Source organism: Williamsia sp. z34 (assembly GCF_059553395.1).
On record NZ_JCANWW010000002.1, the window covers coordinates 798,466 to 818,398 of the forward strand.

The following is a 19,933-nucleotide window of genomic DNA, read 5'->3' on the forward strand; positions in this document are numbered from 1 at the left end:
AACGCTCAGCCGACCGCCCTGTCGCTCTCACTCCAATACTGTTTGCGCAGCGCCTTTTTGTCCGGTTTGCCCAGAGCGGTCAGTGGCAGGGATTCGGCGACGATCACCCGTTTCGGCGACTGCACCGCACCCTTCCGATCCTTCACCGCATCCTGGATCTCCGAGATCATCGCCTCGATCGAGACGCTGTCGGTCAGGGCATCGCTGCGTAGCACGACGATCGCCGTCACCGCCTCGCCCCACTTCTCGTCGGGCACCCCGATGACGCCCACCTGCGCCACCGAAGGATGTTCGGCCACAACGTCTTCGACTTCCCGAGGGAAGACGTTGAAGCCGCCGGTGACGATCATGTCCTTGGTGCGATCGACGATGAACCAAAATCCGTCCTCATCCTCACGGGCCACATCACCGGTGCGGAGCCATCCGTCGCGGAAGGCTTCCGCCGTCGCCTCCGGGAGTCCCCAGTAGCCACCGGCGAGGAGTGGACCGGCGACGCAGATCTCGCCCGGCTCCCCCATCGGAACCGGCTTGCCGTCGTCGCCGAGCAGAGCGGTCCGCAGGAACGCCGAGGGCCGGCCACAACTCGACAGCCGCTTCTCGTCGTGAGCGTCCTTGGGCAGATAACTGATCACCATCGGTGCCTCGGACTGCCCGTAGTACTGGGCAAAGATCGGACCGAACCGCTCGATGGCCTCGGCCAGCCGCACCGGATTGATCGCCGAGGCGCCGTAGTACACGGTTTGCAAGGACGACAGATCGCGGGTGTGCGAGTCCGGATGATCCAGCAGGGCATACAGCATCGACGGGACCAGCATGGTCGCCGTGATCTTCTGTTCCTCGATCGTCCGGAGCACCTCTGCCGGATCGAACTTGGCCAGCACCACCATCGAGCCACCCTTCATCAGGGTCGGCACGAAGAATGCCGCGCCCGCATGCGAGAGCGGGGTGCACATGAGAAAACGCGGATGCTCGGGCCACTCCCATTCGGCCAGCTGGATCTGGGTCATCGCCGCCATGGCCGAGGCAGTTCCGATGACGCCCTTCGGTTTTCCGGTGGTACCGCCGGTATAGGTGATCGAGACGATGTGGTCCGGCGCCAGGTCGGCGGCGACCAGCGGACGTGGGTCGAACCGCTTGGCCTCGGCGGTCACGTCTCGTGCGACGTCGGCGAGTTCGGCGGGCACCGGTCCGAGCGTCAGGACCTGCTTGAGGCTGTCGACCCGTTGCAGCAAGGCCACCGCGCGTTCGACGAACATCGGAACCGGGTCGATGACCAACGTCGCGATCTGTGCGTCGCCGAGAACGTACGCATGATCATCGAGCGAGCCCAGCGGGTGCAGTGCGGTCCGGCGCCATCCCTGGGTCTGACCGGCGCCGATGACGAACAGGACCTCCGGCCGGTTCAGCGCCAGTAGCCCGACGGCGGTACCGGAGCCGGCACCGAGCGATTCGAAGGCCTGCGCATAGGTACTGACCTGCGCGGCCATCTCACCGCCGGTCAGCATGGTGTCACCCAGGAACAGCACCGGGTCCTTGTGGTGTCGTTTGAGCGCCGCCACCATCAGGTGGCCGAGGTGGGTGCCGCCGCGCAGGTGATCGAATTCGGTGGTCGCGTCCGCAGAATCAGTCATGCAGAACACACTAGAACGTGTTCTAGATTTGCGGAAGCGTTCCGATTGCGTGCCGGGCGAGTCCACCCGGCATGATTTGTCCATGAGCACGGATACCGAACGCATCGCACCCACCCTGACCGTCTCCGCCGTCTGCTTCGTCAACGGCGCGGCACAGGTGCTGACCGTGAGAAAGTCCGGTACCACCTCTTTCATGCTGCCCGGCGGCAAACTCGAGCCCGGTGAAAGCCCGGTCGAGGCAGCGGTACGCGAAGTGCTCGAAGAGATCGGGATCGAGATCGCGCCACAGGACCTGACCGAGCTCGGGACCTTCACCGCCGCGGCAGCAAACGAAGCCGACACCCTGGTCTGCGGCCACATCTTCTGCGCCGACCTCACCGGCGAACCGGAACCGGCCGGTGAGATCGCCGAACTACGCTGGCACGACCGATCCGACACATCGCCGCAGCTCGCACCCCTGCTGCGCGACCACATCTTTCCCGCCCTCATCGCCCGGGACCCGGTCCGCACCGAAGATTGACCTCCGCGGGATCGGCGCGGACAGTGAATGCATGCGGTTTCGGCGAACCGAGCGCGACGATCTCGTTCTGATCCAGAAGTGGCTGGGCAATCCCCATGTCGCGCGCTTCTGGAATCACGACACCTCCGACGAAGCAGTCGAGCGCGATTTCGGCGGGAGCATCGACGGGACCGAACCCTGCGAGGACTTCATCGTTCTCTACGACGATCTGCCCATCGGACTGATCCAGCGATACTTCTTTGCCGACTACCCCGACGATCGGGCCGAACTGGAAACGTTGTTGCGGGTGCCGGAGTTCGCCATGTCGATCGACTATTTCATCGGCGAAACCGAGATGACCGGCCGCGGCTACGGCACGCTGATGGTCCGGCGGATGGTGGAGACCTGCTGGGTGGACAAGCAGAAGTCCACCACGATCATCGTCCCGGTCGCCGTCAACAACCCGGCATCGTGGCGGACGCTGCTCTCGGCGGGCTTCACCCAGGTCGCCACCGGTTACCTCACCCCCGACAACCCGATCGACGATGGGCAGCACCATGCCTTCCGCATCGATCGACCGTCCGGTCGCTGACCGCAAAACGGACAACTTTCCTCCCGGGGCAACCAATCCGTAACACCCGGTCAACTCTGTTTTCCATCGTCACCGCGACGAAACGCGTCCGTTACCGACCGTTCGTAGAGTTCCCAGGTCAGGGCTTGAGCATCATCGAGACCCGCGAGAAGGGTAGACAACGAATGAGCGGAAACAACATCCGGCTTGCCGCCATCACAGCAGTCGAGGCGCACCAGCCTCCTCCCGTCAGTTTCGATATCACCGAGGCGCCGGGAGACATCTTCGGCGCAAACGTGTTCAACAAGTCGGTCATGATGAAGCGGTTGCCGAAGAGCGTCTACAAATCGGTGATCTCGACCATCGAAAAGGGCAGCAAACTCGACCCTGCCGTCGCCGACGCCGTTGCCTCCGCGATGAAGGACTGGGCGCTCGAGAAGGGCGCCACCCACTACGCCCACGTCTTCTATCCGCTCACCGGACTGACCGCAGAAAAGCACGACAGCTTCCTCGAACCGTCAAGCGACGGCTCGACGCTCGCCGAGTTCCAGGGCAAAACCCTGATCCAGGGTGAGCCGGATGCCTCCAGTTTCCCGAATGGCGGACTGCGCAACACCTTCGAGGCCCGCGGGTACACCGGCTGGGATGTCACCAGCCCGGCGTATGTGCTCGAGAATCCGAACGGCAACACGCTGTGCATCCCGACCGTGTTCGTGTCGATGACCGGCGAAGCACTCGACCACAAGACCCCGATACTGCGCTCGCAGCAGGCGATGGGTAAACACGCGGAACGGGTCCTGAAACTGTTCGGGCACGCCAATCCCGGCAATGTCGTCGCCTTCTGTGGACCGGAGCAGGAATACTTCCTGATCGATCGTCACTTCTTCCTGGCGCGTCCGGATCTGCTGAATGCCGGACGCACTCTGTTCGGCACCAAACCCCCCAAGGGCCAGGAGTTCGACGACCACTACTTCGGCGCGATCCCCGAACGTGTACTCGGGTTCATGATGGACACCGAGCGCGAGCTCTTCAAGCTGGGTATCCCCGCCAAGACCCGCCACAACGAGGTCGCACCCGGCCAATTCGAGATCGCGCCGATGTTCGAACGCGGCAACATCGCGGCCGACCACCAGCAGTTGCTGATGACGACATTCAAAACCGTCGCCAAAAAGCACGGCATGGAATGTCTGTTCCACGAGAAGCCATTTGACGGTGTCAACGGCTCGGGCAAGCACGTCAACTTCTCCTTCGGCAACGACAAGTTCGGCAGCCTGCTGGTACCCGGTGACACCCCGCATGAGAACGCCCAGTTCCTCGTCTTCTGTGCTGCGGTCATCCGGGCGGTCCATCTGCACGCCGGTTTGCTCCGGGTGTCGGTGGCCTCGGCCACCAACGATCACCGCCTCGGTGCCAACGAGGCGCCCCCGGCCATCGTCTCGATCTTCCTCGGCGAGCAACTGGCCGACGTCTTCGATCAGATCGCCAAAGGCGCGGCAACCTCGTCAAAAGGCAAGGGCACCATGCTCATCGGCGTCGACACCTTGCCGGTACTGCCGACTGATCCCGGCGACCGGAACCGGACGAGTTCGTTTGCGTTCACCGGCAACCGTTTCGAGTTCCGCGCCCCGGGTTCCATGCAGACGGTCAGCGAGCCCATGGTTGTCCTCAACACGATCATGGCCGATTCGCTCGACCACTGCGCCACCGTGCTCGAGACCGCCCTCGCCGAGGGGGTCGAGTTCGATTCCGCGGTGCAGACCCTCCTGACCGACATCATCACCGAGCACGGCGCAGTCGTGTTCAACGGTGACGGCTACTCCGACAACTGGCCCATCGAGGCCCAGTCGCGGGGGCTGCCGAATCTGAAGACAACGGTCGACGCGCTACCCGAGTTGATCTCGGAGTCGTCGATCGAATTGTTCTCGAAGTACGGCGTTTTCAACGATCGGGAGATGCACAGCCGCTACGAGATCGGCCTCGAGCAGTACATCCTGACCATCGCGGTCGAGGCCAAGTTGACGCTCGAGATCGGTTCGACGCTGGTCCTGCCGGCCGCCCTCCGGTACCAGACCGAGATCGCCACCAACGTATCCGCCCTCAAGGCCGCCGGTGTCGAACCCGACATCACGTTGCTGAACATGGTCACCGAGCCGATGCAGGAGCTGACCGTCGCCCTGGCGGCTCTGAAGTCGGCGCTGGGCGTTCACGTCGACGGCAGCCTCGAAGAGGCCAAGTACGCGCGGGACACCCTGCTGCCCGCCATGGCCGCCGTCCGCCTCGCGGCCGACACCATCGAAAGTGTTGTCGCCGACGATCTCTGGCCGCTCCCGACTTACCAGGAGATGCTCTACATCCTCTGAGTGCAGGCCCGGTCGGCCACCGGGCACAACCGAGCCACCGAACAAGTTCTCCGTTCGGCGGCTCGGTTGTCAGGGCCACGTGATTTCCCTGGTTCTCGATCTTTGTCGGCTACTTGCTGTCCTGATGCTCCACGAATTCGAAGAGCCGGAACTCGGAGCCGGGATCCGTACGAGTCGAAGTGGTCGGCGTGCGGTTCGGGGCTTCGGCATGGATGCGCGCGACGATCTCGTCCAAGTCATCGCCCTCGAGGGTGTAAGCCGCCAGGTAGCGGTGAGTCGGGTTGTCCTCCCGCGAGCGGTACCGTGTTGCGCTCTGCACGCCGTCCAGCGACAGGATCTCGGGAAGATGATGATCGCTGTACCAGCGATTCATCTCCTCGTCCGACTCGTCGTCGCGCGGGTGGGTGAACGCGATATACATACCTTTGGCCATGGGGTCTCCTCAGATCGTCTCGGTGTGCTGCGGTGAGTTGAATGCGTCAGCCCGGGAACGTGCCGGCTCGGGACAGTTGGCCCGGGACGGTCTTGTTCAGCATCTCACCGAGCCGGATGGCACCGGAGTTGAGCAGGTCGATGTCGAGGCCGGTGCGAACGCCACTGCGTTCGAGCAGATACCAAAGATCCTCGGTGGCGATGTTTCCGGTCGCGGCGGGCGCGAAGGGGCATCCACCGATGCCGCCGAGGCTGGCATCGAGCGCCGACGCCCCGGCCTGCAGGGCGGCCAGAGCATTGGCGTATCCGGTGTTGCGGGTGTTGTGGAAGTGCCACCGGAGCGGTAGATCGGCAGCTTCTCTCGCTGCGTGAGCCGCGAGTTCGATCACCTGCGCCGGAACGCCGACGCCGATCGTGTCGGCCAGCGCCAGCTCGTCCGGCTGGGCATCGGCGCACTGCTTGATGATGTCACCGACCCGCGCGGCCGGGACCTCGCCCTCGAACGGACAACCGAAGGCAGCAGCAATGGTGACCGTCGTCTTGAGGCCGGCGCCTTTCGCACGTCTGGCCAGACGCGACCAGAGCGCGATACCCTCCGCGGTGGTGGTGCCCTGGTTGCGGGTACTGAACGTATCGGAGGCAACCACAACGATATTGACCTCGTCGAGGCCGGCGGCGATGGCCCGGTCGAGTCCGCGCTCGTTCAACACCAATCCGATCCAGGAGACGTCCCCGCGCGGGAGCGCCGCAGCGACGGCCTCGGCATCGGCCATCTGCGGGACGCGCCCCGGGTGTACGAAACTGGTTGCCTCGATGCGACGCAGACCGGCGCCGAGGAGGTTGTTGATCAGTTCGAGTTTGGCCTCGGTCGGCAACAGCGTTGCCTCGTTCTGCAGGCCATCCCGAGGCGACACCTCGACGATTGTCACCGACTCGGGCTCTTTCGTTTCGCGCGAGCTTTCAGTTCCCATGCTCAGACTTTCCCTCAGGTTTCGAATGTATGCAAGTTCGATGTTGCCGGGGTGTAAATCGCCAAAATAGGGTCACAATTGCGTCGTTTCGGTTGTCTGGACCAAGTGGCCGGGATAGGATGTATGCAATCGAGGAGGTAGCCGGTGTCTCAAACATCGCAGAGCGTGACTGATCTTCTCCGCGCCAAGATCGTCGAGGGTCAGTGGAACGCGGGCGACCGACTGGGCGAAGTGGAACTGGCAGCCCTGCTCAACGTCAGCCGCACTCCGATACGAGAGGCGTTGGCCCGCCTTGCCGCCGAGGGCCTGGTGGTGATGTCGCCCAACAAGGGTGCCCGGGTTGCGACCTGGACTGCCGAGCGCCTGAACGAGATCTTCGATCTCCGGCTTCTTCTGGAGCCGGTCGCCACCGGCATGGCCGTCGGGCGACTGTCAGAGAAGGAGATCCACGACCTGGAGGAACTGGCAGGCCGCATGCAGCAACTCGGCAATGCCGATGGCGACCGGGACTTCGCGGCCATCGCGCAGTTGAACCGCCGGTTCCACGCCATCCTGACCGAAAAGACCCAGAGCAGCCAGCTCGCAGCAACGCTCACGTCCGTCCGGCATGTCACCCTCGCCACCGTGAACTACCAGCACTACGAAGAAGAGGCCCTCTCCCGCAGTCTGTCTCACCATTTCGAGATCGTCGCCGCCGTCCGCGCAGGCAACTCGGAATGGGTCGAGTCAGTGATGCGCTGTCATCTACACAACGCGCGCACCGGAATGCTCAGTCCGGACACCGGTCAGACCTCGGGCATCGGGATCTTCAAAGGTATTGGCGCCGTTCCGAACTGATCACCCACACCTGAACACGACCACTTACATCGTCACCACATCCACATCCCGGGACATGCGACCGGGGTTGCATTTGCATGCTGTTCGACGCACCGCACAGCCCGATCCCGATCGGGCTCCAACCGCAGAGGAAGTTGCTATGTCCACCTCACACATCGAAGGTAACGAGAGCACGGACCAATCAGGTCCGCTGTCCAACCTCAGGGTCATCGAGATGGGCCAGTTACTGGCCGGCCCGTTCTGCGGCCAGTTGCTCGCCGATTTCGGTGCCGAGGTCATCAAGCTCGAAGATCCCGGCAAGGGTGACCCGATGCGCCAGTGGGGCCGGGAGAGCTCACAGGGCCAATCGCTGTGGTGGCCCGTTGTCGCACGTAACAAGAAGTCGGTGACGTGCAACCTCCGCACCCCCGAAGGACAGCAGATCGCCCGCGACCTGATCGCCTCGGCGGACATCTTGATCGAGAACTTCCGACCGGGAACGCTCGAGCGATGGGGCCTGAGCTACGAAGAACTCAGTGCCGTCAATCCCAAGCTGATCATGGTGCGCGTCACCGGCTACGGTCAGACCGGACCATACTCACCACGTGCGGGTTACGGCTCGATCGGCGAGGCCATGGGCGGATTGCGTTACATCACAGGCGATCCGGACAGTCTGCCCAGCCGGACCGGCATCTCGATCGGCGATTCGCTCGCGGCGGTCTTCGCCACGATCGGCGCATTGGTGGCCCTGCACGGCGTGCAGCGCACCGGCCGCGGCCAGGTGGTCGACTCGGCCATCTACGAAGCCGTGCTCGCCCTGATGGAATCAGTTGTCCCGGAGTACGAACTGACCGGTTACCAGCGCGAGCGCACGGGATCGATTCTCCCGAACATCGCGCCCAGCAATGTCTACCCGACCGCGGACGACAGCAGCATCTTGATCGCGGCCAATCAGGACACGGTCTTCGGACGACTCGTCGACGCGATGGGTCGCCCCGAACTCGCATCCGATCCCCGGTACGTCAACCACACCGAACGTGGGATCCGGCAGACCGAACTCGATGATCTGATCGCCGAGTGGACGCGCACACAGGATTCCGAGAGCCTGCTGGTGCTGCTCGAAGAAAAGGGCGTGCCGGCCGGACGGATTTATCAGGCCCGGGACATGATGACCGATCCGCACTTCATTGCCCGCGAGGCGATCGTGAAGGTCCAGCACAAGCTGTTCGGCGAGTTCCCGCTGCAGAACGTGGCTCCGAAATTGTCGTCGACGCCGGGCTCGATCAGGTGGCTCGGCCCGGAACTCGGCGAGCACACGGCCGAAATCCTGACTTCTGCGCTCAACCGGACACCCCAGGAGATCGCGGAGCTACGGAGTTCAGGCGCCATCTGAGGCCGATTCCCACCCGGATGTAACACAGACGCAACCACGTCTCGATTTTGTATGCAAGACTAATTAAGTAGTTCCCTGCTGCGACATTCCACCGCGAAAAGTCCGCATACACGGGATCGTAGAGAGGACCGATTTACATGCCTGAATGGAAGCAGAATACTGCGGCCGAATTGAGCGCCGAATCGCTGGCGGCACTGATACGCAACGAGATCCCCGCGATCCGTATCGAAGACTTCGCCACCGCAGAGGAATGCGTGGCGTTCTCCGAGGCCGTTCACACCTCCCCCGACCTCAAGTCGTACAGTGTGGCCACACCGACCCACTATCTCGGACTGGTCATGTACGAATACCGCCAGGACGGTGGCCGCAAAGCCGAATTCTTCGACGCCGTGCCTGCCGCCGTTGCCGCCCAGGAAAGGCTCTACGCGCAGTCGGTCGATGTGCCGGAGCGCTTCCGTTCGATGCTCGGCGCATACCACCCGCAGGGCGAGATCCGCGTGCCCAGCGAGCCCGGATTCGGTGACTACTGCCCCGTCGTCGTGCGCATCGCCTCCAATGGCGTGCACCTGCACGCCGACTACGCCCCGTACAACTCGCCGGACTGGGCCATCGGTGAGATCGAGGATCAGATCACCTGGAACCTCTACACCCAGTGCCCCTCGGCAGGCGGTGAGACCACCGTCTACAACAGTCCCTGGATTCCGGCCGAGGGTGAAGATCCCGCCCGCGGATTGCCCAGTGGCGACGTCGAAACCGACAGCTCGATCCAGAGTTTCACTTTCGCACCGAAGGTCGGCGAGGTGGTTCTGTTCAACCCCCGCAACCCCCACAAGATCTCGGCCGGCGAAACCGCCGGTGAGGGTCGGGTGTCCATCGGATCGTTCCTCGGCACCAAGGGCAACGACCTCCTGATGTGGTCCTGACCCGCCTGCCCGGTTCGCCGACCAAGAACCACAGCCAAAAGTACGACAGCCAAAAGTACGACAGCCCAGCACTATTGAAGGAGAAACCTCATGGCAATTGACATCGAAGATCGGATGATCAAGCCCAGCGGACGCCTGTTCACCAAGAACTCCGACATCCCGTCGGATCCGGTCAGCCTGATCGAGGATACCGTCGAAGAGGGTGAATTGACCGTCCGCGCACTGATGGTCGGCCAGGACATGATCTTCGTCGAGGCGTTCAAGGGCAAGGGCATGATCGACCCGATGCACCAGCACGACGATCACGAGTCCATCGGATACTGCCTACGCGGCAAGCTTCGACTGGTCATCGGCGGCGAAGAGTTCATCGCCGAAGCCGGTGACACCTGGTTGCACCCACGCGGAGTGCCGCACATGAGCGAAGCTCTCGAGGACACCATCCAACTCGAGATCAAGTCCCCTCCCCGCAAGACCTGGTACACCGACGCCGAGCTCGCAGAGCGCGCCAAGCGATAGCCAACAGGCCAGCCGGAACGCCTCCCCCCCAGGTGTTTTCGGCGGCCAACAGCGCCCCGGCATCCGCCGGGGCGCTGTTGTGTTTCTCCGATACCCGCAGGCGCTTCTCTCGTACCGCAGTCGCCACGAAGTCGGCCCAACCTGATGCAGCCACAAAAGAGCGGGGCCCTTCGAATGCCTGCATCCGAAGGGCCCCGCCGTGATGACGCCTACGCGTCAGATGTTGTTACGCAGCACCATTGGTGGCACCTGAACCGGCCAGGGGGCCGATGGTCTCACCGGTGATGTACTTCGAATCCGGCGACACCAGGAACGCAATGGTGCGCGAGACGTCGACAGGCTCGATCCACGGCACGCCCATCGGGTTGATGACGTAGGCGGATTCGATCTGCTCGATGGTCGGATTCTCGACACCCGGAAGGAACAGTGCCTCACACGATGCGTTACGGATCATGTCGGTATTGACGTTCGTCGGGGTGACGGCGTTGACCGTGACACCACTCTGGGCCATTTCCATCGCAGCAGACTTCACCAGACCGATGACGCCCCACTTGGCAGCACAGTAGTGACCGAGGTTGTTGAATCCGATGTGCCCGCCGCCGGACGAGGTGGCGACAACGCGTCCGTAGCCGGCCTTGGCCATGTGTGGCAGAACCGCACGGAACGAGTTGAATACACCTGTCAGGTTGATGTCGACCGTCTCGCCCCAGACCTCTCCCGACATCTCTGCGATCGGCACCGCCGTCATGATGCCCGCATTGGCGAGCAGGATGTCGATCTTGCCCCACTTCTCGACAACCTCATCAGCAAATGCGATGAGTCCGTCCAGATCTCGCACATCGATCTGTCGCGCCAGGACCTTGCGCCCCAATCCTTCGATGAGGCGGACGGTCTCATCGAGATCAGCCTGCGTGGCCATTGCGTACGGGGTGGTCGCGTTGTCCTTGAGCGAATCGGTGATGACGATGTCAGCACCCTGTTCGGCGAGGTGAACCGCGTGCGAGCGGCCCTGTCCGCGCGCACCACCGGTGATGAAAGCGACCTGTCCGTCAAACTTACCCATGTTCAATCCTGTTCTCATTGGTGATCTTTTCGGTCAAAAATGTTGGGGCCGTGCTGGTCACTGGATTGCCGCCGCGCCTGCGGTCGCCACCTTGATGTCATCTTCGGTCGTTCCACCGCTCACCCCGATGGCCCCAACGAGCGTTCCGTCCACCAGGAGCGGAAGTCCACCACCGAAGGGCGTGAAGCCCGGAACGGCCGTGATCGATCCGGCGAACGATGGACTCGCGGCGCCGGCGTCCTCCCACATCGATGTCGGCTGTCCCATGCCAACAGCCGTGTAAGCCTTGCCTTTTGCCATCGGTTCGGCCATCAGCGGGCTGCCGTCCATCTTGATGAACGCGATGGTCTGACCGGCATGATCGATGACGCTCACAGCCATCGGGACAGTGATCTCGACGGCCTTGGCCCGAGCCGCCGCCAAGACGGCGTCCGCATCTTCCAAGGTCAAGACCGTTCTCTGCATCGCCATGGCTGCTCCTTCTCCTCGCGGGGCGACGACGATCTCCGGCGGATCTGGCGATCCACTTCGAGTACTCGTGTCGTACACCGATCCGCTTTGCTTCATGTGATCGAACTGCACACAATTATGACTGCGCGGTCGTAGAAGGTCAACCGTTATGTATACAACCCTATTTAGATCATTAGCGCAGCTCAGGAGCACAAACGACTGTACAGCAGACCAGATCCGCCGGAATATTTCCGTAAACTCCCTGTAAACACGCGTGCTTACCGCTATTGTTTCGACACAGAACTACCGTAGCTTTCGTTAACAAGCGGCAACACCGCATCTCACGATGTACACAGAATCAGTTTTGGCACACCACACTTTGTGTGCAATCCCCAAAGGAGTCTCATGGTTGACGTGCTCGGCTGGCGCAACGTTTTCGGGGTTCTGGCCCCCTCGACGAATACTGTCGTAGAGCCGGACTACTACCGGATGACGGTGCCGGGAGTGACCCCGCATGTCGCACGGATCCACATCCGGAATCAGACGCTGACAAGCAACGATGACTTCGAAGGTCTGCTCGATCAGATCCGCGCGGAGATCAATGCCGCGTGTGAGCGTGTGCTGACCTGCGATCCCGACTACCTGGTGATGGGCATGTCGGCCGAAACCTTCTGGGGCGGAATCGAAGGCAACCGACTGTTCACCGAACAGATCGAGACCTTCTCCGGCAAGAAACTGGCCACCGGTGCCGACGCCGTGCGCCGTGCGCTCGACCTGTTCGGTGCCCGGCGGCTCGGAGTCATCACTCCCTACCAGCCGATCGCCGATGACATGGTGCGACTGTTCCTCACCGAAGCCGGATACGACGTCGTCAATCTCAAGGGCCTCCAATGCCCGTCCGCGGTCGACATCGCCAGGGTCTCGGAAGATACGCTGCGGCGGAGCATCCTCGAGGTCGACGGCCCTGACATCGACGCCATCGTGCAGGTCGGCACCAACCTGTCGATGGTCGGTCTCGCCGACGAGGCCGAGCGTTGGCTCGGCAAGCCGGTCATCGCCATCAACGCCGCCACCTGGTGGCACGCGCTGCGCACCAACGGGATCACCGATCAGGTCCGTGGTTCCGGAACTCTGCTCCGCGAGCACTGATTCGGACACCCTGCGCTCCGACTTCTCCGTTCCATATCTTCTGCTCCACGGGCCAGTTCCGCGAGCAGAACCAGCATCAGCCCCCACCCCCATACCAATCAGGAGGACTTCGTGAAGAAGACCGCTTCGTGGATGATCACAGCGCTCGCTGTGGGATCCCTACTTGCCGGATGTACCAGTGCCACCGACGACAGCAGCAACGGCGGCTCGTCGGACAAGGCAGCCGGCAACACCGAGTGCACGACTGCCACAACCGATCTGGTGGCCGCGGCCAAAGAGCCTGCACCGCTGGTTGTCCCCCAGTCGACCCTGGATCTCGCCGCCGCCAAGGGCAAGAGCATCTGGATGATCAACGTGGTGACCAACGAGTTCACCACCGCCGCCACCAATGGCTTCAACGAGGCTGCCGCGGCAGCCGGGGTCAAGACCACGATCTTCGACGGTCAGGGTCAGACCAACAAGTTCAACGAGGGTGTCTCGCAGGCAATCGCCCAGAAAGCAGACGCAATCGTTCTGCTCGGTGTCGAGCCCGCACTGTTGGCCGGCGCGCTCGCCGATGCCAAGAACGCCGGGATCCCGGTGATCAACGCGCTCTCCGGTGACGCCAGTGCACCGCTGGCAAATGGTGTGTTCTCCAACATCAGCGCCGACTACACCGCAGACGGCGCCTCGCTCGCCGCGTGGACGTTGGCCGACTCGGGCTGCACCGCGACAACGGTTCTCGCACAGCCGACAGCCATCGAGATCTACGAGAACATGGCCAACGGAGCCAAGGGCGTCTACGACGAGTACTGCCCGGACGACTGCAAGCTGACCGCCCTGGACATCGACCTGGCCAACGCCGCGACCGATCTGCCCCAGAAAGTGCAGACCGAGATGACCCGCGACGCGAACACCGACTACATCTTCACCGCATGGGATTCCGGCGTCACCTTCGTCGAGCCGACCGTCGCGATGAAGAACCCGAACGCAAAGATCCTCGGCCGAGACGGGATCGCCTCGAGCCTCGACGCCATCCGCTCGGGCAAGGGCCAGGACGTCACCGTGGCTGCACCGCCGGAGGCATGGCTCGGCTGGACGATGCTCGACGACGCGATCCGGGCCATCACCGGCGCGCAGCCGTCCGGAATCGTGATCCCCACCCGACTCATCGACAGCACCAACGCCGGTGACTCGAATGACGCGGTGAACCCGAACTACACCGATTTCCAGGCCGCCTTCACCGAGGCCTGGGCGAAGTAACCGTCGCCCTGCGGGCATGGACATGCCCGCGGCCACACACACCGGAGAAATCATGACTAATGACCTTGGTGCCGTCGTCGCCCCGTCCACGGGCAACGCGGCAACTCCCGACAAGCCGGAGAAGCCGGCCACCAACCACAAAGTTCGACAGAGTACGTCGATCGTCGAGCGCTATGCGCTGGTCGGTCTGTTGGTGCTGGCGTTTGCGATCTGCGCGCTGTTCCTGCCCGAGTTCAGGTCCACGGGCATCGTTTCGGCGATGATCAACTCGCAGGCCATCATCCTGTTGTTGGCACTGGCCGCCACCCTCGCACTACGGACCGGGGACTTCGACCTCGCAATCCCGGGTGTGATGGTGACCAGTGCGTGTGTGGTCGCGGTCATGTCGACCAACGGATATTCACCGGCGGTCGTCATCCTGGTCGCCCTCGCCGTCGGCGTGGCGGTGGGATTGATCAACGCCCTGCTGGTCGTCAAGGTCGGCGTCGATTCGTTCATCACCACCCTCGGCATGTTCACCGCACTGTCCGGAATCGGCTATGCCATCACCGATTCCAAGATCGTCACCGGTGTCCCGGACTTCTATGTGGAGCTGTCACGGGCAAAGCTGATGGGCCTGCCGATGACCACCTGGTACGCCTGGATCTTCGTGGCGGTCCTGTGGTTCGTCTACCAGCGCACCCCGGTCGGCCGCTACATGCTGTTCATCGGCGGCAACCGGGACGCCGCACTGCTCGCCGGTATCTCCGTGGCCCGCATCCGCACCGTGACCTATGTGGTGTCGGGTCTGGTCGGTGCCATCATCGGGATCATCCTGGTGGGCAACCTCGGAGCCATCGATCCGGGCATCGGCAACCAGTATCTGCTGGCGCCCTTTGCCGCGACGTTCCTCGGCGCCACCGCGATCACCGTCGGCCGCTTCAACCCGATCGGCACAATGGTCGCGGTGTACCTGCTGGTCGTCGGTATCACCGGCCTGCAACTCGCCGGAGCGGCATCTTGGGTCAGCCCGCTGTTCAACGGCCTGGCCCTGATGATCGCGGTCGCACTGGCCAAGCTGGTCGGCAAGCGGCGGGGCGCAGCGAAATGAGCACCAGCCCGGCACTCGAGATCGAGGATCTGTCAAAACAGTTCGACGGAAACTACGCATTGCACCCGCTGACCTGGCAGGTGCAGCGTGGCGAGGTGCACGCGCTGGTCGGTCAAAATGGAAGCGGCAAGTCCACTTTGATCAAGTGCCTGGCCGGCTACTACCGGCCCGAGACCGGCCGGGTGAAGCTGTTCGGCAAGGAGTTGGACCTCCCGGTCCACAACCCCGCCGACCACGGCATCGCCGTCATCCATCAGGACCTCGGGCTGGCACCGGAAATGACGGTGCTGGAGAACATCGGGGTGGCAACGGGTTACGGTGCACGCACCCTCGGCTGGGTGCAGGACCGTAAAGAGGCCAAGGCCTGTCGCGAGATCGCCGAACGCATCGGCATCGAGTTGCCGTTGCACACGATGGTCTCCGATCTCAGTCCCGCACAGCGCGCACTTGTCGGACTGGTGCGTGCGGTGCGGGCTCTCGGTGACGGGCACGAAGGTCACCTGTTCATCCTCGACGAACCGACGGCCTCGCTCTCACACAGCGAAGCCGCCCAGGTCACCGCGATGATGCGCAACGTTGCCGACCTCGGTTCAAGTGTCATCTTCGTCAGTCACCGCCTCGGTGAGGTTCTCGACGAATGCGACAACGTGACCGTGCTGCGCGACGGTGAGCGGGTATTGACCCGGTCCACCGAGGGACTGACCCGTTCAGACCTGGTCGCAGACATCCTCGGACGTCGGTTGACGGAGTATTACCCCGATCCGCCGGCGAAGGCGCAAAAGCCGACACCTCAGCTGGTTCTCGACCGCGTCAGCGGCGGAGTCGTCCGCGACCTGTCGGTGACCGTCCAGAGCGGCGAGATCGTCGGATTCACCGGCCTGGCCGGGATGGGCCACGAGGAACTGCCCCTGCTGCTCGCCGGCAAACTCGCACGGACTGCGGGAACAGTCATGGTGAACGGGACCGCCGTGCCCGCGAACAAGCCCCGTGCGGCAATCGCGGCCGGACTGGCATTGGTTCCGGGAAACCGTCATCGCGACGGTGTCTGGCTCGACGCATCAACCGTGGAGAACGCGACGCTCCCGGCACTGGGCAAGTACACCAGGTTCGGTCTCCTGACCAACTGGCGCAAGGAACGCGAAGATGCGCTGGAACTCGTACAGAACTCCGGTATGGTTCCGGCACAGCCGCATTGGCAGGTTCGACAGTTCAGCGGCGGCAACCAGCAGAAGCTGGTGTTGGCCAAATGGTTGCAGATGAACCCGTCGGTACTCCTACTCGACGAACCCACTCAGGGCGTCGATGCCGGGGCCTCCCGCCAGTTGCTCGATCGGGTTGCCGATCTTGCTGCCGGCGGCGCATCGGTGGTGGTCTTCTCCGGTGACCATGAACAACTCGCGGCGATCTGTCACCGCGTGATGGTCCTGCACGACGGCCAGATCGTGGCCGAACTCCCGCAGGCCGAACTGAGCGAACAGTCGCTGCTCGAGGCGTGCGAGCGGGCGGTCGAGGTTTCGGCATGACCGAGACCGCAGGCCTCGACAAGCAGCAGGACTACGAGAAGGCAGGGTTCGGCGGCTCCCTCGGCTGGGGCCGCCGCCCGGCACTGGTGATGATCGACATGCTGGAAGCCTATTTCCGGCCGGGATCACCCCTGTGCCTACCTGATCCAGCCCTCATCGAGCGGGCTTCGGCATTGCTGGAGGCCGCCAGAGCCGCCGGCGTCCTCGTCGTCCACACCAGAGTCGAATACGGCCCCGGGCTCGTGGACGGAGGGTTGTTCACCAAGAAGGTCGGTGCCCTGAGATTTCTCGAGGCCGGTCATCCGGATGGTTTGGGCGCCTTTGTACCGCAGCTGATGCCGATCGCCGGCGAAACCGTCGTCGTCAAACAGTATGCGTCGGCCTTCTTCGGAACCTCGCTGGCGTCGACGCTCACCGCCAATGGTGTTGACACGGTTCTCATCTCCGGGGTGTCCACCTCGGGATGTGTGCGCGCCAGCGCCACCGACGCGATGCAGCACGGGTTCATACCGAAGGTGGTCAACGAGGCCTGCGGTGACCGGAGCCAGGAAATCCATGATTCCAACCTCTTCGATGTCGGCGCGAAGTATGCCGACGTCATCGACCTGGAGACAGCAACGGCGGCCCTGCGCCTGCCGTGATCGCCTCGACGCCCGAGCTTTCCGGATATCCCGCGGGAGCTCGGGCGTCTGCTGTGTCCGGGCAGCAATCCCTCACGCCGCGTCGTGGGCACGCAACCGATAGGCCTCAAGAAGACGGACACCGGTGTCCGCATCGTCGACCACCACGATCTGCCGACCACCATCAATGCGGTCGACGAGGATCCCGTCGCCGGACTTGAGAACAAAACCTTTGGCGCCCTTCAGGTCCCCGCGGAACCCGAAGCGATAACCGTATCCACCGAAGTCCTTGAGCGCGCTGACCTTCACCGCGCGCACCGCGGCGATCTCCGATGCCGGTGTGGTCATCCTGGGCCAACCGGCGACACTCCGGACCGTCAGGCCCTGCGGACCGACAGTGACACGCATTCCGTACAGCAGCACCGCGACCAGAGCCACGATCGCGGCCAGGACCACGAACAACCATTGACCGGACAGCAACGCGACGGCGACACACATCACCACTCCGGACACCATGAGCACCAACGGTATTCCGCCACTGAGGACCGCTCTGGTCCACACGACACGCTCAGTGGGCTCGATGGCCATCGGAATGGTCGAAGACGTCACAGTCGCCGGAGACGTCCATTTCGGTACCAGCCGATGCAACAGCACACCACTGACGGCACCGATTGCCAACGCCAACACCAGAGACCACCATGGCAGCCCCACCGACGTGGCGTCGACTACACCGAGTTGCTGACCGGTTGCCGATAATGCCAGCGCGGGGATGAACGCAGCCAGCGCCGCGACGCCACTGATTATGGAGACGCACAGCGTGTATTCCCGGCAGAGACCGGCTGCCACCGCCGCCGACACCGTCAGGACGATCCCACCGACAACAAGCGACCACGTCAGACCGGACACCGACATGAATCCGTCGGGTTCACCGCCGGGTCCCCAATGTGTTGCGACCTGATCCGGCAGCTCATCTCGCCACACGGCCAACAGGATCGCCGATACGAGTGTGGCGACAAGTGGAATGGCCACCGCCACAACCATCAACCGCACCCTCGGTCGCTTCGTTTCGATCTCGGACGAGCCCATTGTCAGTAACCTTCCCGAATCATCGCTGCCAGATCTTCGCCGCCCAGGCCCAGCTTTCGTGCGGCCGCATGCACCGCCTCGATCGCCGATCTCAGGTCGGCTTCATCCGGCACCGCGGTCTGCGCCACGACCGCACCTCGGCCCCGACGGAGTTCGACCAAACCCTGATCACGCAACTCCTGATAACCGCGCAACACGGTGTGCACATTCACTCCAAGCGACTCGGCCAGCTCTCGCGCTCCCGGAAGCCTTTCCCCCGCAACCACTTCGCCGCGGACAATAGCACCCCGGATCGCCGCCGCGAGTTGCTCATAGAGCGCTTGCGGCGCTGTCGGATCGACGCGTATCAGCACAAGCCGATCATATAGTTCTAGTTAAACTAGAACAAGTCACGCTAGGAATCGGCGGTACGGGCGTGGAAGAACTCTCGAACGTCGGCGGCAAAGAGGTCGGGCACTTCCATGGCCGCAAAGTGCCCACCCCGCCCGAACTCCGACCAGTGCCTGATGTCGTAGAGCCGCTCGGCAAGCGGCCGCACCGGCAGTGTGATGTCGTGCGCGAACACCGCCACACCCGTCGGCACCGGGCACGGCTCGACCCGCCGGGGCGCGTCGTGGTGGAGCCGCGCGGATGACGCAGCGGTGCCGGTCAACCAGTACAGCGAGATATTGGTGAGCATCCGATCGATATCGACCCTCGAATCCGGGTCGGTCCACTCCTCGAACCTCTCGGCAATCCAGGCCAGCTGCCCTACCGGGGAATCGGTCAATGCGTAGCCGATGGTCTGAGGCGTCAACGCCTGCAGCGCCTGAAACGGCGGACGTTGTGCCATCAATTGCCGGACCCTTTCCAGCCGGGCACGGTCCGAGTCGGACAGCGCGATGGCGCCTTCCGGATCCGGCGGGGTCGGCAGGTAATTGACATGAACCCCGACGACCCGCTCCGGTGCCATTGCGCCGAGCGCCAGCGAGATCCCTGACCCGAAGTCGCCACCCTGCGCGCCGAAACGGTCATACCCCAGACGACGCATGAGCTCCGCCCAGGCTCGGGCGATCCGGGCGACGTCCCAGCCGCGTTCGTGGGTCGGCCCAGAGAAGCCGAAACCCGGAATCGACGGGACGACGAGATCAAAGTCGCGCGAGAGCGGCTCGATCACGTCACGAAACTCGAGAAACGAGCCAGGCCACCCATGGGTGAGAATCAGCGCCGGCGCGTCGGGCGTCGACGACCGGACATGAATGAAATGTATGTTCTGGCCGTCGATCTCGGTGGTGAAGTGCGGAAACTCGTTGAGCTCGGCTTCTTCCTTCCGCCAGTCGAAGTCCACGCGCCAGTGATCGGCCAACTCTCGAAGACGCGGCATCGAGAAGCCGTAGTCCCAGCCCGCGTCGGCCACCTCGTTGGGCCATCGGGACCGAAGCAGCCGATCCTCCAGATCGTCGAGGTCGGCCTGGGGGATGTCGATACGAAAGGTCTTGATCATCCTCGTACTCCCTGAACATCAAGTTTGGTCAGTAAACGTTTGGACGCCAAACGTTTGTGCTCCAAACGGTATCCTAGACCGTTGGTGCTGTCCAACGATTCGACTAGACTTTTCC

The 19,933-nt window shown here is 63.2% G+C and carries 20 protein-coding genes; 12 read left to right on the forward strand and 8 right to left on the reverse strand.

Translation table 11 applies throughout. From position 1 onward, the window contains the following. Nucleotides 1–5: 5 nt before the first annotated feature. Complete coding sequence (fadD8, locus tag AC51GT_RS08090) at nucleotides 6–1,631, reverse strand: fatty-acid--CoA ligase FadD8 (RefSeq protein ID WP_496328403.1); 1,626 nt, start codon at nucleotides 1,629–1,631, stop codon at nucleotides 6–8. Between the two features lie 82 nt (nucleotides 1,632–1,713). On the opposite strand from fadD8, the gene AC51GT_RS08095 reads away from it, so the two are divergent. The 3 genes from AC51GT_RS08095 to AC51GT_RS08105 all read left to right on the forward strand — a co-directional run bounded on the left by AC51GT_RS08095 (nucleotide 1,714) and on the right by AC51GT_RS08105 (nucleotide 5,061). Further along, complete coding sequence (locus AC51GT_RS08095; RefSeq protein WP_496325756.1) at nucleotides 1,714–2,151, forward strand: NUDIX hydrolase; 438 nt, start codon at nucleotides 1,714–1,716, stop codon at nucleotides 2,149–2,151. Between the two features lie 31 nt (nucleotides 2,152–2,182). After that, nucleotides 2,183–2,722, forward strand: coding sequence for a GNAT family N-acetyltransferase (locus AC51GT_RS08100; RefSeq protein WP_496328404.1), 540 nt, complete (start codon nucleotides 2,183–2,185; stop codon nucleotides 2,720–2,722). Between the two features lie 164 nt (nucleotides 2,723–2,886). Beyond that, the gene (locus AC51GT_RS08105; RefSeq protein WP_496325758.1) at nucleotides 2,887–5,061 is read left to right on the forward strand and encodes a glutamine synthetase III family protein; all 2,175 of its coding nucleotides are present in this window, start codon (nucleotides 2,887–2,889) and stop codon (nucleotides 5,059–5,061) included. A gap of 109 nt (nucleotides 5,062–5,170) precedes the next feature. On the opposite strand, the gene AC51GT_RS08110 is transcribed toward AC51GT_RS08105, so the two are convergent. Together AC51GT_RS08110 and AC51GT_RS08115 are read right to left on the reverse strand one after the other, a co-directional pair. Continuing rightward, nucleotides 5,171–5,494, reverse strand: a complete 324-nt coding sequence (locus AC51GT_RS08110) for a DUF4286 family protein (RefSeq protein ID WP_496325759.1) — start codon at nucleotides 5,492–5,494, stop codon at nucleotides 5,171–5,173. 46 nt (nucleotides 5,495–5,540) lie between these two features. Next, entirely contained in the window at nucleotides 5,541–6,464 is a 924-nt protein-coding gene (locus tag AC51GT_RS08115; RefSeq protein WP_496328405.1) for a hydroxymethylglutaryl-CoA lyase, read from the reverse strand. 165 nt (nucleotides 6,465–6,629) lie between these two features. On the opposite strand from AC51GT_RS08115, the gene AC51GT_RS08120 reads away from it, so the two are divergent. The 4 genes from AC51GT_RS08120 to AC51GT_RS08135 all read left to right on the forward strand — a co-directional run bounded on the left by AC51GT_RS08120 (nucleotide 6,630) and on the right by AC51GT_RS08135 (nucleotide 10,112). After that, nucleotides 6,630–7,301, forward strand: coding sequence for a GntR family transcriptional regulator (locus tag AC51GT_RS08120; RefSeq protein ID WP_496328406.1), 672 nt, complete (start codon nucleotides 6,630–6,632; stop codon nucleotides 7,299–7,301). Between the two features lie 139 nt (nucleotides 7,302–7,440). Then, on the forward strand, nucleotides 7,441–8,673 hold the full coding sequence (locus AC51GT_RS08125; RefSeq protein WP_496325762.1) for a CaiB/BaiF CoA transferase family protein: 1,233 nt from the start codon (nucleotides 7,441–7,443) through the stop codon (nucleotides 8,671–8,673). Between the two features lie 137 nt (nucleotides 8,674–8,810). Continuing rightward, nucleotides 8,811–9,596 carry a 2OG-Fe(II)-dependent halogenase WelO5 family protein gene (locus AC51GT_RS08130; RefSeq protein WP_496328407.1) on the forward strand — a complete coding sequence of 262 codons (786 nt, stop codon included), beginning with the start codon at nucleotides 8,811–8,813 and terminating at the stop codon, nucleotides 9,594–9,596. Between the two features lie 90 nt (nucleotides 9,597–9,686). Continuing rightward, nucleotides 9,687–10,112 carry a cupin domain-containing protein gene (locus AC51GT_RS08135; protein WP_496325764.1) on the forward strand — a complete coding sequence of 142 codons (426 nt, stop codon included), beginning with the start codon at nucleotides 9,687–9,689 and terminating at the stop codon, nucleotides 10,110–10,112. A gap of 226 nt (nucleotides 10,113–10,338) precedes the next feature. Here AC51GT_RS08135 and AC51GT_RS08140 read toward each other — a convergent pair whose 3' ends face one another. After that, entirely contained in the window at nucleotides 10,339–11,175 is an 837-nt protein-coding gene (locus tag AC51GT_RS08140) for a mycofactocin-coupled SDR family oxidoreductase (RefSeq protein WP_496325765.1), read from the reverse strand. Between the two features lie 57 nt (nucleotides 11,176–11,232). Next, nucleotides 11,233–11,646 carry a GlcG/HbpS family heme-binding protein gene (locus AC51GT_RS08145; protein ID WP_496325766.1) on the reverse strand — a complete coding sequence of 138 codons (414 nt, stop codon included), beginning with the start codon at nucleotides 11,644–11,646 and terminating at the stop codon, nucleotides 11,233–11,235. A 384-nt stretch (nucleotides 11,647–12,030) separates the two neighbouring features. Between AC51GT_RS08145 and AC51GT_RS08150 the strand changes: the two genes are divergently transcribed. From AC51GT_RS08150 to AC51GT_RS08170, 5 genes are all read left to right on the forward strand, one after another. Then, complete coding sequence (locus AC51GT_RS08150) at nucleotides 12,031–12,774, forward strand: maleate cis-trans isomerase family protein (RefSeq protein WP_496325767.1); 744 nt, start codon at nucleotides 12,031–12,033, stop codon at nucleotides 12,772–12,774. Between the two features lie 111 nt (nucleotides 12,775–12,885). Continuing rightward, nucleotides 12,886–14,016: a substrate-binding domain-containing protein gene (locus AC51GT_RS08155; RefSeq protein WP_496328408.1), complete on the forward strand. Its 1,131-nt coding sequence runs from the start codon at nucleotides 12,886–12,888 to the stop codon at nucleotides 14,014–14,016. Between the two features lie 52 nt (nucleotides 14,017–14,068). Then, the gene (locus AC51GT_RS08160) at nucleotides 14,069–15,106 is read left to right on the forward strand and encodes an ABC transporter permease (RefSeq protein WP_496325769.1); all 1,038 of its coding nucleotides are present in this window, start codon (nucleotides 14,069–14,071) and stop codon (nucleotides 15,104–15,106) included. Further along, nucleotides 15,103–16,629 (forward strand): sugar ABC transporter ATP-binding protein, encoded by a 1,527-nt coding sequence (locus AC51GT_RS08165; protein WP_496328409.1) that lies wholly within the window; start codon nucleotides 15,103–15,105, stop codon nucleotides 16,627–16,629. Before AC51GT_RS08160 ends, AC51GT_RS08165 begins: the two co-directional genes overlap by 4 nt. Continuing rightward, a complete protein-coding gene (locus AC51GT_RS08170) occupies nucleotides 16,626–17,270 on the forward strand; it encodes an isochorismatase family protein (protein WP_496325771.1) in 645 nt (214 codons plus the stop codon). Before AC51GT_RS08165 ends, AC51GT_RS08170 begins: the two co-directional genes overlap by 4 nt. Nucleotides 17,271–17,342: 72 nt before the next feature. Here the strand turns inward: AC51GT_RS08170 and AC51GT_RS08175 are convergent, their stop codons facing one another. The 3 genes from AC51GT_RS08175 to AC51GT_RS08185 are packed head-to-tail and all read right to left on the reverse strand — an operon-like array spanning nucleotide 17,343 to nucleotide 19,818. Further along, a complete protein-coding gene (locus AC51GT_RS08175) occupies nucleotides 17,343–18,290 on the reverse strand; it encodes a DUF1648 domain-containing protein (protein WP_496325772.1) in 948 nt (315 codons plus the stop codon). A gap of 47 nt (nucleotides 18,291–18,337) precedes the next feature. Then, nucleotides 18,338–18,688 (reverse strand): GntR family transcriptional regulator, encoded by a 351-nt coding sequence (locus tag AC51GT_RS08180; protein ID WP_496325773.1) that lies wholly within the window; start codon nucleotides 18,686–18,688, stop codon nucleotides 18,338–18,340. A gap of 41 nt (nucleotides 18,689–18,729) precedes the next feature. Beyond that, the gene (locus AC51GT_RS08185) at nucleotides 18,730–19,818 is read right to left on the reverse strand and encodes an epoxide hydrolase family protein (protein ID WP_496328410.1); all 1,089 of its coding nucleotides are present in this window, start codon (nucleotides 19,816–19,818) and stop codon (nucleotides 18,730–18,732) included. Nucleotides 19,819–19,933: the final 115 nt, after the last annotated feature.